The sequence below is a fragment of the Halogeometricum rufum genome (assembly GCF_900112175.1).
Classification (GTDB): domain Archaea; phylum Halobacteriota; class Halobacteria; order Halobacteriales; family Haloferacaceae; genus Halogeometricum; species Halogeometricum rufum.
Window position 1 is genome coordinate 1,640,853 of sequence record NZ_FOYT01000001.1, and the last position, 15,781, is coordinate 1,656,633.

Below are 15,781 nucleotides of genomic sequence, written 5' to 3' on the forward strand. Positions count from 1 at the left end.
TAAAAAGGGTTCCCGGAGGCCCCCGAGCACGAACTGCTAAGTGCGGGGCAGTCGCACACGGTGGTATGAGTGACGCGGACACCGCGGCCGACGAGGGACAGGTCACCTTCTCGCTGAGCATCGAAGACGGCGAGACGGTCATCACGATGCGCGGCGACCGAGACACCGCCGTCGTCGTCGAGTCCGCGTCGGGCGAGCGAATCTACCTCCCGCCGGAGGACTTCGAACGCGGCGCGCGCCAGCGAAGCGACAGCCCGTACCAACCGGCCCAGCAGGACAGCCCGTATCAGTCCGCACAACAGGACAGCCCGTACCAGTCGGCCCGCGACGACTCGCCGTACCAGTCCGCGCGCCAGAGTCTCCCCCGAGAGGGACTGGTGCCGACGTCCGACGGCTACCGCATCCGCCACCCGGAACCGGCGACGGACGTGCGACTGCTCCGTTAGGACGGACTGGCCTTCGCCCCGCCGGTGATGGTGACCGGTCGGTCGGCGTCCAGGACGACGGCCTGCGTGACGCTGCCGAACAGCAGCGACCCGAGCGGGGACCGCTTTCGGCCCCCGAGGACGATGTAGTCGGCGTCCGTCTCGGCCGCCGCCGAGAGTATCTCCGTCGCCGGGTCGCCGACGCGCGACAGTTCCTCGATGCTGACGCCCGCACCTCTGAGTCGGCCGTGCGCCGCGCGCCCGCCGTCTATCTGCTTGGGCGAGGTTCCCCCCGCCTGCGTTCTGTCCTCGAACACGTACAGGAGCACCACCCGTACGTCTTCGGCCGCGTGCGGGAGCCTGATGACCGCGTCGGCCTGCGCCGTGCCGCGCGATTCGCTCTCGTCGACCGGCATCAGTACGGTGAACATATGCTAAAAGATAGCACACAGCACGAGATATAGCATGGGGGAACCGGCGTCACCGCGAGAGACGAAAGCCGGTGTCGGCGGCGCTACTCGCCGGCGACTCGCTCGTAGAAGTCGATAGTCTCGTCCACCACGTCGTCCCAGGTCACCGGGTCGTACTCGGGCGGTCCCTCCAGTGAGAGACCGTAGTCGATGCCGTCGGCGAGCGACCCAGACTCGGGTTCGACTTCGATGACGCAGTCCTCGGGGAGCACCTCGTTGACGCCGCTCTCGGTGGCGACGACGCGCGTCCCCGCCGAGAGCGCCTCCGTGATGGTGATGCCGAACGGTTCGGACAGCGACGGCGAGACGAACAGGTCCGCCGAGGCGTAGTAGTCGCCCAGCGCCTCCTCGGGGATGTAGCCGGCCCACTCTATCTGGTCCTGCACGTCGAGCAGTTCGGCGAACTTCTTCAGTTGGTCCGTGAGGTGGCCCGACCCGCCGACGACCAGCGTCACGTCGTCGCGGCGGAGTTTCTCCATGGCGTAGACGAGGTGCGAGATGCCCTTCTGGTCGGTGTGCCGGCCGACGAAGAACAGCATGTCGCCGTCGATGTCCAGTTCCTCCTTCAGGTCGCGCCCGGTCGTCTCACACTTCGAGAAGCCGTTGTAGATGACGTCGGGGTCGCCGCCGTACAGGTCCCTGACGCGCGAGGCCGTGAGTTCGCTCACCGCGAGGAGGTGGTCGCAGCGTTCGACGATGCGGCGTTCGGTCTCGACCTCTCGCTTGGGCGGGTCGACGTTGCGGTCCGAGGAGAGCGAGTGGAACGTCGTCACCCACTCCACGTCCGCGTTCGACTTCGCCCGCGACCCGGGTCCGTAGCCGAACCAGTCGTGCGTGTGGACCACGTCGGCGTCCTGTGCGTGTTCGGCGAACGCGGAGCTGAGACGGCCGATGCGGGTGATGATGTCGCCTTCCCCCGTCGGGACGCCGTGTATCCCGTCGCGGTCCTCCGGCGCGTACTCCGCCGGGAGGACGAGTTCGATGTCTACGCCGCGCGCTTGCAGTCCGTCGAACATCTCCCCGACGTGGGTGTCGAGACCCCCGCTCACGTTCGGCGGGAAGCCCCAGCCCAGCATCAGCACTTTGGGCGGCATTGGTGAGACGAGATACCACGGAGAGACATATAACTCCTGTCCGTCCCGCCGACCGAAATCCGCTTACCGCACGCGGCCGACGCTCCCGTATGCACGTCGTCGTCAACGCCGCCGCGAGCGTCGATGGGAAACTCTCCACGCGACGGCGCGAGCAGGTGAAGATAAGCGGGGCGGACGACTTCGCCCGCGTGGACCGCGTCCGCGCCGACAGCGACGCCGTCCTCGTCGGCGTCGGCACCGTCCTCGCGGACGACCCGCACCTGACGCTGGACGACGAGACGTACCGGGACGAACGCCGCGCGGACGGGCGCGACCCGAACCCCGCCCGCGTCGTCGCCGACTCCCGCGCGCGCACCCCGACGGACGCCCGCATCGTCGACGACGCCGCGACGACGTACGTCCTCGTGAGCGAGTCCGCCCCGGAGGACCGAGTCGCCGCCCTCGAACGGGCCGGGGCGACCGTCGTCGTCGCGGGCGAGACGCGCGTCTCGTTCCCCGAGGCGTTCGCGGAACTGGAACGCCGCGGCGTCGAGCGCACGATGGTCGAGGGCGGCGGCGAGGTCATCTTCTCGCTGTTCGAGGACGGTCTGGTGGACGAACTCAGCCTGTACGTCGGGTCGGTCGTCGTCGGCGGGCGCGACGCGCCGACGTTGGCGGACGGCGAGGGGTTCGTGGCGGACTTCCCGACGCTGGACCTCCGCGGCGTCGAACGCGTCGACGACGGCGTCCTCCTCACGTACGACGTCGACTGACGGGCGAAACCGTCGTCCGTCGACGCGGCGGACCGGCCGGTCGTGCGACGGGTCGGCATCTCCTCTCAATAGTTAAGGGAGTCCGGTGACTACGGAGGGCGTATGAGTACACCCGAGAGCCGAGGAACGCCCGTCCACGTCGAGAGTCAGGAGCACCTCGAAGAACTCGTCGCCGGAGCGGACGTGGTGCTCGTGGACTTCTACGCGGACTGGTGCGGCCCGTGCAAGATGCTCGAACCCACCGTCGAGGAGATCGCCGCCGAGACCGACGCCCTCGTCCTGAAGGTCGACATCGACGAACTGCAGGAACTCGCCCGCGAGGAGGGCATCCGCTCGGTGCCGACGCTACAGTTCTACGCCGACGGCGAACAGGCCAAACGCGTCATCGGCGTCCAGGACAAGTCCGACCTCCTCGACATCGTCGACGAACTGTCGAACTGACGCCGTCCGGCCTCCGTTCTCCGTCTTCGCGTCGCCGCGGTCGCCGACGCCTATATCGACCCGACCGCGACGACGTGGCCCGTCTCGGACTCGTGTCGGCGTCGGACTCGCTCGGCCGTCTCCGCGTCGGTCTGCACCGACTCGGTGAGACAGTCGCGACAGACGACGTGGTAGTACGCCTTCGCTTCGGACGCATCGGTCGCTGTTCCTGACATACACGAAGATACGACTGTACGGGTATAGCTACGCACCGACTAGCGAACCCGTAAGCCGGCCGTACGGGGCCGGCCGAGCGGTTAACCGGCGGTTACGACCCCTCAGAAGGGAGCGTCTTCGCGACTCCGCGCGAACCGGTCCTCGTCGGGCGCGTCGTAGTCGAACGACCCGCCCGTGGTGGCGTGGACCTGCGACACCTCGTCGAACTCCGCGACCATCCGCGACTGTAGCGCCTGCACCGTCATCGGCGAGATGCCGCACCCCGAACAGGCCCCGCCGAGCGAAATCCACACCTCGCCGGACTCCTCGTCGATGGCGTCGATGCCCGCGCTCCCGCCGTGCATCTGAATCTGCGGGAAGTTCCGGCGCATGAACAGCACGAGTCGGTCTTCGAGGCCCGACTCGCCGTCTCTCGTCTCGATACTCATGCGGAGCGTAGGCGCACGGACGAGATAGCGTTTCGCCTCGCGGCACCGCGCGGGTCCGCGTCGCCGCGCCGGCACGCCGACCCCCGTTTCGTCGCGCCGCGGCACGGGTCGCGAGACGCCGCACGGCGGCAGTTCGACGCCCGACGCGGGACCGGCCGCACGCGGTGACGTTCGGGGAGGGCTTTTTAATTCGGAGCGAGTATCCCCCGGTATGATTTCACTCGACGAAGCGGTGACCGCCAGACTGGAATCTCACGGTGAACGCTTCGAGGTTCTCATCGACCCGGACGCGGCCCTCGCCATCAAGCGAGACGAGTTCGAGGGCGACTTAGAGGACGTCATCGCCGCCGAGGACGTGTTCGAGGACGCCTCTCGCGGCGACCGACCGGCCGAGGAGGACCTGGAGACGGTGTTCGGGACGACGGACCCGATGGAGATAATCCCCGAAGTCATCAAGCGCGGCGAGATTCAGATCACCGCCGAGCAGCGCCGGGAGATGCAGGAGCAGAAGCGGAAACAACTCATCAACACCATCACCCGCAACGCGGTCAACCCGCAGATGGACAACGCGCCGCACCCGCCGGAGCGCATCGAACGCGCCTTAGAGGAGGCAGGGTTCAAGGTCGACCCGATGGAGAAGGTGGAGTCGCAGGTGGACGACGCGCTGGAGGCGCTCCGTCCGGTCATCCCCATCCGGTTCGACGAGGTGACCGTCGCCGTCCAGATTCCCGCGAACTACGCGGGGAAGACGCAGGCGCAGGTCAGAGAGTACGGCGACTTAGAGCGCGAGGAGTGGCAGAACGACGGGTCGTGGGTCGGCGTCGTCACCTTCCCGGCCGGGATGCAGAACGACTTCTACGACATGGTGAACGAGTACACCTCCGGCGAGGCGGAGACGCGCATCGTGAAGGACAAGGACGAACTGAGTACGCGGTAAGCCGAGACCGCAGGGGGTGACTCCCCGGAGAGAGTCGACGCGAGCGGACGACTGCGCGGAAAATATTCGTCGGCGAGACGCGAGAACGGAGCGAGCGGCGAGTTATCCCTTCTTGAAGCCGACGAGGAACCCGCCGGTGAAGCCGGCGGAGATGGAGAGCGTCGAGAGTATCGAGGAGAGCCAACTGGGCGGTGCCCCCGTGGCGGCGTCCTGACTCGTCTTCACGAGCCCGGACGTCAGTTTCTCCCAATCCACCGAGAGGATGCCGCGCGATTCGAGGAACTTGAACAGGGCCAGTTCCAGACCGACGATGACGGCGATTATCTTCGCGACTTTCTTCGCCGCGAAGCCGATGATGCCGCCGATGACCGCACCACTCCCGAACTCCAGTCCGAGCGAGGTGGGGTCGATGGACAGTTGTAGCGGGTCGGGCATGCCCGGACGTGGCGCGGCATCGGATATAACCTTTGTGTGGTCGGACAGGTCTGATTTCGTACTGGTCAGAGACGACGACTGTAGGTCCGGGCGCGGGGAACTTACAAGTCAGCGGCCGTCCTACCCGCGCGCATGGACCGTGAACGCACGGCAGGCGGGCTAACCGGGGTGACGGACCGGCATCACCGTTGAACACCGCCGAGTAACGTTCAACTGTCTCGACGGCGTACCGTCCACATCTGTGGAGGCGAAACACCAGCCGACGACCGGGTGTGGCCGATGAGCGACGGCACCCGCGCCGTCGTCGCCAAGCGCGTCGATTCGGGCGAGTCAGCCGACCTGTCGGAGATAACGGACCTCGCGCGCGCCGCGGGGTACGACGTGGTCGGAACGCTCTCGCAGTCGCGCGAGGAGGACGCCGCGTTCCACTTCGGCGAGGGCAAGGTGGACGAACTCGCCGGACTCGTCGTCGAGACGGACGCCGCGGCGGTCATCGTCGACAACCGCCTCGGCCCGTACCAGACGTACAACATCGGCGGCAAACTCCCCGAGGGGGTCGAAGTCGTCGACCGCTTCACGCTCATCCTGGAGATATTCGGCCAGCGAGCCAGTACGCGGAAGGCCCAGCTACAGGTCGAACTCGCGGAACTCCGGTACGAACTCCCGCGCGCGGAGGCGAAAGCCTCCCTCGCGAAACGCGACGAGCGTCCGGGGTTCATGGGCCTCGGGGAGTACGACGAGTCGCGCGAACGGGACATCAAGGCCCAGATTTCGCGCATCAAGAACGAACTCGACGCCATCGCCGACAAGGAGGAGACGCGGCGCGAACAGCGTCGCGAGTCCGGGTTCGATCTCGTCGCCCTCGCGGGCTACACGAACGCCGGCAAGTCCACGCTGATGCGTCGACTCGCCGAGGACCTCGAAGTCGGCGAGAACGACGACTTGCACCCCGACCTGGACCCGACGGCGGAGTCCGAGGACCGCCTGTTCACCACGCTCGGGACGACGACGCGCCGCGCCGAGACGGGGACCCGAAACGTCCTCCTCACCGACACCGTCGGCTTCGTCTCGGACCTGCCGCACTGGCTGGTCGAGTCGTTCAAGTCCACGCTCGACTCGGTGTACCGCGCGGACCTCGTCCTCCTCGTCGTGGACGCCTCCGAACCCGTCGAGGAGATGCGCGACAAACTCGTCACCTGCCACGACACGCTGTACGAACGCAACGAGGCGCCCATCGTGACGGTGCTGAACAAGATAGACGTGGTGGACGGGGCGGAACTCGACCGGAAGATGGACGCGCTTCGCGCCCTCGCGCCGAACCCCGTCGCCGTCTCGGGACTGACCGGCGAGAACGTCGGGGCACTCGCCGACAGAATCGAGCGCGAACTGCCCGACTGGCGCGAGGAGCGCCTGCTCCTGCCGATGTCGGACGACGCGATGAGCCTCGTCTCGTGGCTGTACGACCACGGCCACGTGGAGAACGAGGAGTACGACGGCGAGAACGTCCTCGTCGAGTTCGAGGCCCGCCCCGCCATCGTCGAGAAGGCCCGCGCGAAGGCCGCCGAGGTGCAGTCCGGAGAGACCGGTGACGCCGAGGCGGAGGCCGAGGCCGACGGCGGCTATCGGTCGTAGCGGCACGCACGGGACGAGGCGGCGGTCCGTCCTCGCCTCCGTCTCGTTCTGTTCTCGTCACCGCATACTGTCGGCGTGAGCCGAAGCGACGCCGACCGTCAGCGGTGCAGAACCCGCGTTGTGACCGCCAAGAGCGCCGCGAACGCCGCGAGAACGCCGAATCCGGGCGCGCCCGTCTCGGTCGTCTCTGTCTCGTCGGCCGCCGTCGGTGCGGACGCGTCGCTCGGGTCCGGCGTCGCCGTCCCTCCCGCGTCAGTCCCCGTCGCGGTCGTTCCGGCGGCCTCGTCCTCGGTCGTCGCGGACGCGTCGTCCGCGGCGTTCTCGGTCGCGTTCTCGGACCCGACGGCGAACACGGAGAACCCGGGCGTGACCGCTTCGTACGTCCCGTTACCGAGCGCAGTCGTGTTCAGCGTCCGCCACTCGCCGTCGTGGAACCGATACAGTCGCACCTCGTCGGGCGACACGCCGCGGGCTTCGAGTTTCGAGGCGGAAACCTCGAACGTGATAGTCGCGTTCTCGACGGCGTCGTCGGTCGTCCCCGCGAGGTCTATCGACACGTAGTCGATGGCGCCGTCGCCCCGGCCGTCTCCGTCCGCGTCGCCCGCGCCGCCGCCGGGGTTCAGTGCGGGCGTCCCGTCGGGGACCGCGTCGTGCGAGGCGACGGTCACCGAGAGTGCGGCCGCCCCCTCCGAGAGGTTCAGGCCGAGTTCCCGGACCTGCGACCGTTCGTCCGACCGGTCCGCGTCGGCCGTCGCGTTGCGCCCCGTCGACGCGTTCGCCGATTCGGTCGCGTTCACGCCGTCGGTGGCGTTCGCGGCCGTCGCCGAGGCGTTCAGGGACGGGATGTGGACGGTGACCGTCTCGTCGGCCGGCGCGTCGGTCACGTTCGCGGCCGCCGCCCGACCGTCCGCCGTGGCAGTGGCGACCACCGTCGCACCGCCGGCCGTCGCGTTCGTCTCCCGCTCACCGTCCGAATCGCCCGACGAACCGTCGCCGTCGTCAGTATCGCCGCCGCCGTCGGCAGTCGACCCGTCGGTGTCGCCGGCCGAACCGCCGTCTGACCCCCCGTCACCGGACCCCTCGGTCCCCGACTCGCCGCCGGACGCGCCGATGGCCGCCGCGTCGGGCAACAGTTGGACCGTGCCCGTGGAGTACGTCGTCGGGAAGCCGACGCGCACGTCGCCGTCCGCGGTCACGTTCGGCGACAGCGAGACGCCGTCGCCCTTGTACGTCCCGCCGAGCGTACTCGGGTCTGAGACACCCCACTGGTCGAGGAGGGCCGAAGGAACGGTCGCCTCGTACTGACCGGTGTTGTTCCGCCCGTCCACCGTCTCGTGTGGCGCGCCGAGGTCAACGTTCAGCGTCGGCGACCCGTTCACGAGGCCGGGGTACGGCGCCGTCGCCGACTGAGCGTCGGTGGCGACGACCATCCCCGAGACGTTGCGCATCGTCGTGGAGCCGTTGTCGACGAACGCGAGCGAGAACATCGGCGTGTAGGCGTGCGTCGCCACGTCCTCGCTCGCGCTCAGGTCGTCCCACCCGGACACCGAGGCAGGGCCGTCGACCTTGTACGCGGCGTCTATCGGTTGCGCGACGACGGTGACCTCGTAGCCGTCGGAGCGGTTCACCACGTCCCACGACACGTCGTGCGCGGTGGCGACGAGAATCGAGGGTTCGTACGAGTGCGGCACGTCCAGCACCACCTCGAAGCGACTCGTCTCGTCGAGTCCCGACCCGTTCAGGTTCTGGGGCCGGTCGCTCCCCGGCGCCTCGTAGGTGAGGTCGAACTGGATCAGTCCGCCGTCGTCGGTGGGCGCGATGGTACTCGTACCGAGCGCCGAGGTGTTCGCCGCGCCGCCGACGTGCGTGAGCGAGGTCATCTCGACCAGGGGTTCCAGCGTCACCGTCGGCCCCTCGTACCCGCCCGTCGAGAGCGCGTACGCCTTCGACGTGTCGAAGTGCGACGGGAACGTGACGTTCACCGACCGCTGAGCCGACTGGCCGGGACGGACGGTGACCGTCGCGGTTCCGACGGGCGTGGTCCGGAACGCGCCCGGGTAGAGGGAGACGGTGTGGTTCTCCACTGTCTCGCCGGTGTTGTCCACGCGGACGGTCACCTCGTGCGTCCTGCCCCGCGTGAGGTTCGTCTCGGGAACGCTCACGAGTCCGACGGAGGTGTTGCCGACGACGGTCACCGTGGTCATCGAGAACGACCCGGAGACGCGTTCACCCGTGGAGTCGTTCACGACGCTCGCCTCGACGCGGTACGACCCGGCGGCCGCCCGCGCGGGCAGCGTCAGCGTCGCCGTCCCGTTCGCCGTCCCGAGGTCGGCGTCGAACGCGAGGAGGCCGTTCGGTCCCGAGAGCGACAGGTTCGCGTCGGCGGCGGTGACGGCCCCCGTGAGGTTGAACCGGACCGGCACGGAGACGGCGTCGCCACGCATCGCGGTGACGTCCGCCGGCGAGGCGACGCAGGGCGACCCGTACGCCGCGGGGCAGTCGCCCGCGACCGAGGGCGTCGGCGCCGCGTCGGAGACGGTGACCGTCGTCGGCGCCTCGTCGTTGACGGTGAAGTTCACCGTCTCGCCGGCGTACTGTTCGGTGTAGACGACCGGGAGTTGCACCGTCTTCACCGCGCCGGCGCCGAGGTCCACGAGCGAGACGTTCGCCGCGTCGGCGTCGCCGGTCTCGGGGTAGGCCGCGACGCGGAACGTCGTCGCCGCGCCCCCGGTGTTGTTCAGCGTGACGGCGACAGTCGTCTCGACGCCGGGCAACACCGTCGTCGAGGCGAGCGAGTACGACTCGATTCGCACCGACGACGTGGTGTTCACCACGCCGACGGCCGCGCTCTCGAAGCGGGACTCGTCGCCGTCGTGGCCGCGAACCCAGACGCGCCGGTCGCCGGCGACGGCGTCCACGGTGTCGGCGAACGCCGACCCGGGGCCGAACGTGAGGTTTCGCCGGCCGGCGTCCGCGGTCAGGTCGGCGTCGTAGTCGACGGCGAACCCGGAGTCGTTCTGGAGCCAGATGGTCGTGTTCGCCGGGTCGGACGCGCCGGTGACGTTGTACGCGACGGTGACGTTGGCGTCGGTTCCGGGCGTCCATGCCGTCTCCGTCGCGTTCACGCCGGGGGCGTCTGCGGGAGCGGTCGGCGTCGTCCCGTTCGCGGACGCGAACCCGACGAACGCGACGGGGGTGCTAGACGAGAGCAACAACAGCGCGACCAGTAGCGCGGCCGTGCGGTGTGGCGATTTCATCGATAGCCGATAGAGAAAAATCAGCCACTTCAACGTTTTCGAACCGGTATCAAACGAGATAGCGCAAGAGAAATAGCGCTATCTCACCGCTCGAAGCCGGTTTTTTGCCCTTCTCTCGAGAATCAAACTCGGTACCGGGCGCTTACTGCCCCGACTTCTCCTCTCCCAGCCCCGACTTCTCCTTCGTCACCACGCGCACGTCCGTGGTACGGGTGTCGGGGTACTGTCCGTCCGCGTCCTTCTCCGCCGCCTTCACCATGTCCCAGACGACGTTCAGCCCCGTCGTGACGCCCTCCAGCGCCTCCATCTCGCACCCGGTCTTGCCCGTCGTCTCGACGGTGACGGTGAGCGTCACCGCGTCGTCGGCCACGTCGAACGCCGTCTCGACGTTCGTGATGGGTATCTGGTGGCACATCGGGATGGTCTCCCACGTGTGCTTGACGGCCTGAATCGCGCCGATACGGGCCGTCCCCAGCACGTCCCCCTTCCCGATTTCGTCGTCGCGAATCGCCGCGACGGTCGGTTCGGTGAGGTGAATCGTCCCCCGCGCGACGGCGCGGCGGCGCGTGTCGGGCTTCCCGCCCACGTCCACCATCTGCGCGTTGCCCGCCTCGTCGACGTGCGTCAGGTCGCGTTCGTCGTCGGCCGCGGCCGCGTCGCCGACCTCTTCGTCCCGTCGCTCCTCGCCGCTCACGCGTCCTCACCCCAGAGCGCCCGCGGGAGGGCGTCCAGCAGGTCCGACGCGAGGAGGCCGTCGCCGCGTTCGTCGTCGAGCAGTTCGGCCGCGCGACCGTTGGCGTAGGGGCCGGCGCACGCCGCGTCGTACGGGTCCTGCGTGCCGAGGAGGCCGGCTATCGTCCCGGCGAGGGTGTCGCCGGTGCCGCCCACCGTCATGGCGGGGGTGCCGGCGCGCACGATTCGCGTCCGCTCGCCGTCGGTGACGACGTCTTCGGCGGCCTTCGCCACCACGACGTGGCCGACGTCCGCCGCGAACGACTCGATGTCGTCGCGGGCGTCGCGGAGCGGTCCGTCCACGTCGGGGCCGCCCATCTTCGCCAGTTCCCGGCGGTTGGGGGTGCAGACGAGGGTCGCGTCGGTGTCGATTCCCGGGACGACCGAGAGGGCGTCGGCGTCGACGACGGCCGTCCCCTCGAAGGTCTCCAAGAACTGGCGCGCGGCCGCCAGCGTCTCGTCGTGGGTACCGAGTCCCGGTCCGAGGACGACCACGTCGTCGTAGTCGTGGGCCGTCTGCACGAGGTCGTCCACCTGGTCGGGCGTGAGGTGGTCGCCCTCGTAGTCCTGCACGATGAGGTCCTCGGCGTAGCCCTGAATCTGCCGGGCGACGCGTCCGGGCGCGGCGACGAAGGAGAGGTCCGCACCGGCCCGGAGGGCGGCCTGCGCGGCGAGGGCCGGCGCGCCGGTGTACGGCCCGCCGCCGACGACGTAGACGCGCGAGTCGCCGCCGCGCACCCCTCGGCGCACCGAGCGCAGGTCGCCCGGGCCGACGAACCGTTCAGCGGCCGGGGGGATGCCGATGTCGGCGACGGTGACCTCGCAGTCGAGGCTCGCGAGGCCCGGCTTCTCGTCGTGGAACGTGACGACCCGGTCGGCGTCGACGGTGACCCCCGCGGCCTCGCCCGTGTCGGCGTTCACACCGGAGGGCACGTCCACGGCGACGACGGACGCGTCGAGAGCGTTCACCGCCTCGGCGGCCGTCGCCTCGGGTTCGCGGAGCGCGCCGGTGACGCCGGTGCCGAGCATGGCGTCCACGACGACGTCCGGGTCGCCGAGGTCCAGCGACCGCGAGTCCGTCACCGTCTCCGTGTCGTACTCCGCCTCCTGCAGGGCGTCCCAGTTCTCGCGGGCGATGTCCGTCGAGATGCTCTCGGGCCGCCCGAGGAGGTGGACCGTCGCGTCGTAGCCGTCGAGGAAGCGGACGGCGACGAACGCGTCACCGCCGTTGTTGCCGCGTCCGGCGACGACGGCCACCTCGGCGTCCGGGTCGGCCACCTCGCGCACCGCCCGAGCGACGGCGTTTCCGCTCGACTCCATCAACTGCTTCCGCGGCACGCCGACCGCCTCGGCGTTCTCGTCCACCGCGGCCATTCGGTCGCTCGTTATCATGGTCGCGGGTTCGTCGGGTACCGTGGTAAAGGGGATGGCCTCGCGTCGGCCCGGGTTCGACTCGCTGCGGTCGCTCGCCCCCGAGGCCGGTGCGCACCCGCCTCGTTCCCGGTTCCCGTTCGCCCCTTTCGGAACCTTCCTGACGGGGGTGGCCGAACTCCCCTCCGTGACGCGACGACTGTTCGGGACGCTGTGCGGGCTTGTGTTCCTCGTCAACCTCGGCCGGACGGCGTTCGCACCGCTGGTCGAGACGTTTCAGACGCAGTTCGGCGTCGGGCCGGCGACGGTGGGGCTGGTGACCACGCTGGTCTGGATGGGGACGGCCCTCCCGCGCATCCCCGTCGGCTACCTCCTCACGCGCGTCCCCAGACACCGCGTCGTCCTCGGCACGGGCGCCCTCCTCGCCGCCGCCGCCGCGTTCACCGCCACCGCGCCGTCGATTCGCGCGGTGCAGGTCGGCGCGTTCGGCATCGGCCTCGCCTCCGGCGCGTACTTCGTCGCCGCCGTCCCCCTCGTCGGCGAACTCTACCCGGACGCCGTCGGCCGCGCCATCGGCATCCACGGGACGGCCGCCCAACTCGCCGCCGTCGTCGCCGCGCCCGTCGTCGTCGCGTTCGTCGCCGTCGCCGACTGGCGCGCGACGTTCTGGCTGCTCGCCGCCCTCACGGCCGTCGTCACCGTCGTCCTCGCGTACACCGCCCGCGGCGTCGGCGCGGTGGTGGACACGGACGCCGACCGGGACTTCCTCGGCGCCCTCCGCCACTGGCGACTCATCCTCGTCGGGATGCTGATGGTCGCCACCGCGGGGTTCGTCTGGCAGGGCCTGTTCAACTTCTACGTCACCTACCTCCTGAACGCGAAGGCGTTCACCACGACGCAGGCCAGTACGGCGCTGACCGTCGTCTTCGCCGCGGGCGTCCCGGCGTTCTGGCTCTCGGGCCGCCTCGCCGACCGCTTCCCCACCGTCCCGTACATCCTCGCGATACTGACCGTCTACGTCGCCTCGCTGTTCGCGCTGACCGAAGTCTCCGCCTTCTTGCCCGTCCTCGCCGTCACCGCCGTCGTCGGCTACGCCATCCACAGCCTGTTTCCGGCGCTGGACGCGTGGTTGCTCGGCACGCTCCCCGCACCGGTCCGAAGCAGCGCGTACGCCGTCTTCAGCGGCGCCTCCCTCCTCCTCGAAGCGAACGGGAGCGGCGCCGTCGGCCTCCTCACCGAGGCGGGGTACGGCTTCGACGCGGTGTTCCGGGCGTTCGCGTTCGGACTGGCGGGCGTCGTCGTCCTCCTCGTCGTGCTCTACCTCGCCGGTCAGATTCCCGGGACCGCCCGGCGCGCGTCGGACGCCTGAGTCGGTCGAAATCGATACGCCGTGGTACCACGTCCGAAATGTTTACTACTTGCACGCTAGAACGTTTGTGCATGTCTGGGTTGCTACCGTCTGACGCGGACGTCACCGACGCCGACGCCGAGTCCGACTCGGACGCGAACGGTGACCTCCGCGTCCTCTCGCTCGACGACGACGAGGCGGAGCAACTCATCGGGTGTCTCTCCTCGGACACCGCACGCGAGACGTTCGCCGCCCTCCAGCGCGACCCCTCGACCGCCTCGGAACTGGCGGACGCGGTCGACACGTCGCTCCAGAACGTCCGGCACCACCTCGACAACCTCCGCAGCGCCGGCCTCGTCCGCATCGCCGACACGCGCTACTCGGTGAAAGGGCGCGAGATGAAGGTGTACGCGCCGACGCAGGACTCGCTGGTCGTCTGCGTCGGGAGCACGGAGGACAAGGACTCGTTCCTCGACGGACTGGGCCAGTACGTCGGCGCGGGCGCGGCCCTCGCCGTCGCCGCGGTGGCCGTCCAGACGCTGTTCGGTGCCGGCGTCGCGGACCTCGGCGGCCCGGCGACGACGCCGCGCGTGGCCGACGGCGTGACCGGCGGTGCCGAACCGGTTCTCGGCCTCCTCCCGCCGGGCGTCGCCTTCCTCGCCGGCGGCTTACTCGTCCTCGGCGTCCTCCTGACCGTTCGCGCGTACGGGTCGCGCGTGAAGTGAGATGCGTCCGCGCGGGCAGACCACGGTGCTGGTCGTGACCGTGCTGTTGCTCGTCTCGACGGCGGTTCCGGTCAGCGTGTTCCTCACCGGCGGCACCATCGACCCGACGACGGGCGACGACGTGCCGACGATAGAGACCGCCGACGCGTCGGACGCCCCCGACGCCGGCGACGTCGAGACGAGTCGGGAGGCGCGCCAGCGCCAGCGCATCCGCGAGCGCATCGACGTCGTCGACCAGCACGACGCCCTCCAGCGAGTCGGCGCGTTCGAGGCGCACACGCACGGCATCACCGGCGAGGGCGTCACCGTCGGCGTCGTCGGGCGGTCGTTCGACGCCGACGCGGAGAGCGTCGCCACGCACGTCGCCGACCACGAGCGGTTCGGCGGCCGACTGCGGCCGTACCGGGACACCGCCCACGGCACCGCCGTCGCCGAAATCGTCGCCGAGACGGCGCCCGAGTCGGAACTGTACCTCGCCGCCGTGGGGTCGGAGCCGACGACCGACCGGTACGACGACGCCGTGCGCTGGCTGGTCGCCAACGACGTGGACGTCGTCGTCGACTCGGGGAGCTACTTCCCGCGGACGGCGAACGCCTCGGCGAACCTCTCGCGGACGGCGCAGTACGCCATCGACCACGGGGCCATCTACGTCACCTCCGCCGGCAACTACGCGGGCCACCACTGGTCCGGCGACGGCACCGCCGCGGGGTGGGTGAACTTCTCGGCGACCGACCAGGCGAACTACCTCGGGGAGGGCACCGTCTCCGGTCGGGTGTCGCTCCGCGCGCAGTGGGACACCGCGGCCGACTACGACCTGTACCTCTACCGCGACCTGCCGGGGTCGGACGACCCGGTGGTGGCGAAGTCGACGCGGCGTTCCCGCGGCGGCATGGAGGCGATAGACGTTGCCGTCCCCGAGGGCCACTACTACGTCGCCCTGTACGCGCGCGAGGGCGTCGCGTCGCCGGGGACGGTGCAGTTGTTCTCGGCTCGCCACCGACTGGGGAACACCGACGCCGCGGGGAGCGTCGTCGCGCCGACGACGGGGCACGGCATCATCACCGTCGGAGCCATCGGGTCGCACGGGTCGGTCCGGTCGTACAGTTCGCTCGGGCGCGACGGGTCGGTGGACCTCGCCGCGCCGGACGGCGTCGAGACGGACTCCGTCGGCGCGTTCTACGGCACCTCCGCGGCGACGCCGTTCGTCGGCGGCGCGGCCGCCCTCGTCGCCTCGCAGGGCAACCTCACGCCCGCGCAGACGGAGTTCCTCCTCGAACGGACGAGTCGAACCGGGGACCTGGACGCCTACGCCGCGGCGTCGGCGGCGAGGCGACCGTTCGACGTGCCCGAGTCGGCCGTCACCGGCGCGCCGGGCGACGGCAACTGGACCGGCGGCGGCGCGAACGTGTCCGACCCCGTCGCACCGTCCGGCGTGAACGCGTCCGCCGCCGGGGAGGCGTCGGAGGCGCGGGCGCCCTGACGCCGCCGCCGACCGCCCGACTGCGGCGCGGAACGGCG

16 protein-coding genes are annotated in these 15,781 nt (G+C 69.9%); 8 read left to right on the plus strand and 8 right to left on the minus strand.

Features of this window, described 5'->3' with window-relative positions:
- The first annotated feature begins 65 nt into the window (after positions 1-65).
- Positions 66-446 carry a DUF7510 family protein gene (locus BM310_RS08480; protein ID WP_089806459.1) on the plus strand — a complete coding sequence of 127 codons (381 nt, stop codon included), beginning with the start codon at positions 66-68 and terminating at the stop codon, positions 444-446.
- On the opposite strand, the gene BM310_RS08485 is transcribed toward BM310_RS08480, so the two are convergent.
- Together BM310_RS08485 and BM310_RS08490 are read right to left on the minus strand one after the other, a co-directional pair.
- Positions 443-856, minus strand: coding sequence for a universal stress protein (locus BM310_RS08485; protein WP_089806461.1), 414 nt, complete (start codon positions 854-856; stop codon positions 443-445). The two genes, BM310_RS08480 and BM310_RS08485, sit on opposite strands and share 4 nt — an antisense overlap.
- An 83-nt stretch (positions 857-939) precedes the next feature.
- Complete coding sequence (locus tag BM310_RS08490; RefSeq protein WP_089807113.1) at positions 940-1,971, minus strand: glycosyltransferase family 4 protein; 1,032 nt, start codon at positions 1,969-1,971, stop codon at positions 940-942.
- Between the two features lie 107 nt (positions 1,972-2,078).
- Between BM310_RS08490 and BM310_RS08495 the strand changes: the two genes are divergently transcribed.
- Both BM310_RS08495 and trxA read left to right on the plus strand, forming a co-directional pair.
- Complete coding sequence (locus BM310_RS08495) at positions 2,079-2,741, plus strand: 2,5-diamino-6-(ribosylamino)-4(3H)-pyrimidinone 5'-phosphate reductase (protein WP_089806463.1); 663 nt, start codon at positions 2,079-2,081, stop codon at positions 2,739-2,741.
- A 102-nt stretch (positions 2,742-2,843) separates the two neighbouring features.
- Positions 2,844-3,182 (plus strand): thioredoxin, encoded by a 339-nt coding sequence (trxA, locus tag BM310_RS08500; RefSeq protein ID WP_089806465.1) that lies wholly within the window; start codon positions 2,844-2,846, stop codon positions 3,180-3,182.
- A 50-nt stretch (positions 3,183-3,232) separates the two neighbouring features.
- Here trxA and BM310_RS21340 read toward each other — a convergent pair whose 3' ends face one another.
- Positions 3,233-3,397 carry a hypothetical protein gene (locus BM310_RS21340; protein WP_177232563.1) on the minus strand — a complete coding sequence of 55 codons (165 nt, stop codon included), beginning with the start codon at positions 3,395-3,397 and terminating at the stop codon, positions 3,233-3,235.
- A gap of 102 nt (positions 3,398-3,499) precedes the next feature.
- Positions 3,500-3,826 (minus strand): NifU family protein, encoded by a 327-nt coding sequence (locus BM310_RS08505; protein WP_089806467.1) that lies wholly within the window; start codon positions 3,824-3,826, stop codon positions 3,500-3,502.
- 211 nt (positions 3,827-4,037) lie between these two features.
- Between BM310_RS08505 and BM310_RS08510 the strand changes: the two genes are divergently transcribed.
- Positions 4,038-4,763 carry a ribosome assembly factor SBDS gene (locus tag BM310_RS08510; protein ID WP_089806469.1) on the plus strand — a complete coding sequence of 242 codons (726 nt, stop codon included), beginning with the start codon at positions 4,038-4,040 and terminating at the stop codon, positions 4,761-4,763.
- Between the two features lie 102 nt (positions 4,764-4,865).
- Here the strand turns inward: BM310_RS08510 and BM310_RS08515 are convergent, their stop codons facing one another.
- Positions 4,866-5,198: an FUN14 domain-containing protein gene (locus BM310_RS08515; protein WP_089806471.1), complete on the minus strand. Its 333-nt coding sequence runs from the start codon at positions 5,196-5,198 to the stop codon at positions 4,866-4,868.
- Between the two features lie 279 nt (positions 5,199-5,477).
- On the opposite strand from BM310_RS08515, the gene hflX reads away from it, so the two are divergent.
- Positions 5,478-6,830 (plus strand): GTPase HflX, encoded by a 1,353-nt coding sequence (gene hflX / locus BM310_RS08520; RefSeq protein ID WP_089806474.1) that lies wholly within the window; start codon positions 5,478-5,480, stop codon positions 6,828-6,830.
- A gap of 98 nt (positions 6,831-6,928) precedes the next feature.
- Here the strand turns inward: hflX and BM310_RS08525 are convergent, their stop codons facing one another.
- From BM310_RS08525 to BM310_RS08535, 3 genes are all read right to left on the minus strand, one after another.
- Positions 6,929-10,087, minus strand: coding sequence for a PGF-pre-PGF domain-containing protein (locus tag BM310_RS08525; protein WP_089806476.1), 3,159 nt, complete (start codon positions 10,085-10,087; stop codon positions 6,929-6,931).
- A 142-nt stretch (positions 10,088-10,229) separates the two neighbouring features.
- Positions 10,230-10,781 carry a cyclic pyranopterin monophosphate synthase MoaC gene (gene moaC, locus BM310_RS08530; protein ID WP_089806478.1) on the minus strand — a complete coding sequence of 184 codons (552 nt, stop codon included), beginning with the start codon at positions 10,779-10,781 and terminating at the stop codon, positions 10,230-10,232.
- Positions 10,778-12,211 (minus strand): NAD(P)H-hydrate dehydratase, encoded by a 1,434-nt coding sequence (locus BM310_RS08535; RefSeq protein WP_089806479.1) that lies wholly within the window; start codon positions 12,209-12,211, stop codon positions 10,778-10,780. The genes moaC and BM310_RS08535 overlap by 4 nt, the downstream gene beginning before the upstream one ends.
- 166 nt (positions 12,212-12,377) lie before the next feature.
- Between BM310_RS08535 and BM310_RS08540 the strand changes: the two genes are divergently transcribed.
- The 3 genes from BM310_RS08540 (at position 12,378) to BM310_RS08550 (ending at position 15,743) form a co-directional block, all read left to right on the plus strand.
- Positions 12,378-13,559, plus strand: a complete 1,182-nt coding sequence (locus tag BM310_RS08540) for an MFS transporter (RefSeq protein ID WP_089807115.1) — start codon at positions 12,378-12,380, stop codon at positions 13,557-13,559.
- A gap of 71 nt (positions 13,560-13,630) precedes the next feature.
- The gene (locus tag BM310_RS08545) at positions 13,631-14,263 is read left to right on the plus strand and encodes an ArsR/SmtB family transcription factor (RefSeq protein ID WP_089806481.1); all 633 of its coding nucleotides are present in this window, start codon (positions 13,631-13,633) and stop codon (positions 14,261-14,263) included.
- A 1-nt stretch (position 14,264) separates the two neighbouring features.
- A complete protein-coding gene (locus BM310_RS08550; protein WP_245778449.1) occupies positions 14,265-15,743 on the plus strand; it encodes a S8 family serine peptidase in 1,479 nt (492 codons plus the stop codon).
- Positions 15,744-15,781: the final 38 nt, after the last annotated feature.